The sequence below is a fragment of the Mesorhizobium sp. M7A.F.Ca.US.005.03.2.1 genome, assembly GCF_003997795.1.
Lineage (GTDB): Bacteria > Pseudomonadota > Alphaproteobacteria > Rhizobiales > Rhizobiaceae > Mesorhizobium > Mesorhizobium ciceri.
Genome location: NZ_RZRP01001641.1, coordinates 1 through 404 on the forward strand (window position 1 = coordinate 1; position 404 = coordinate 404).

At 68.6% G+C, this 404-nt stretch carries 1 protein-coding gene; it reads right to left on the minus strand.

The features are described 5' to 3' along the window. The coding region (locus EN991_RS39590) for a 4-hydroxythreonine-4-phosphate dehydrogenase PdxA (RefSeq protein WP_206519392.1) at nt 1-404 on the minus strand (404 nt) is incomplete at both ends.

Consider the following 404-nt stretch of genomic DNA (forward strand, 5'->3'; position numbering starts at 1 on the left):
GGCTTCGAGGCCCATGGCGCCGCCTTCGCCGGCATGTGGATTGAGCCCGGCAATCGCCAGCCGTGGCCTGGCGATGCCGAAGCGGCCGGCAAGGTCGGCAGCGGTGATGCGCGCGGTGGCGACGATCAGTTCGGTGGTCAGTGCCTTCGGCACCTCGGCCAACGCTATGTGGATGGTGACGGGAACGGTGCGCAGGTCGGGTCCTGCCAGCATCATCACCGGCATCGCCTCGACACCGCTGTGCCGAGCCGCCAGATGCGCCAGATATTCGGTGTGGCCGGGAAAGCGAAAGCCGGCATCGTAGAGCGGCTTCTTGGCGATGGGGCAGGTGACCACGGCCGAGGCTTCGCGGGCAAGGCAATCGGCGACGGCGCGGTCGATGGCCTCGATGGTGGCGGCCGCAT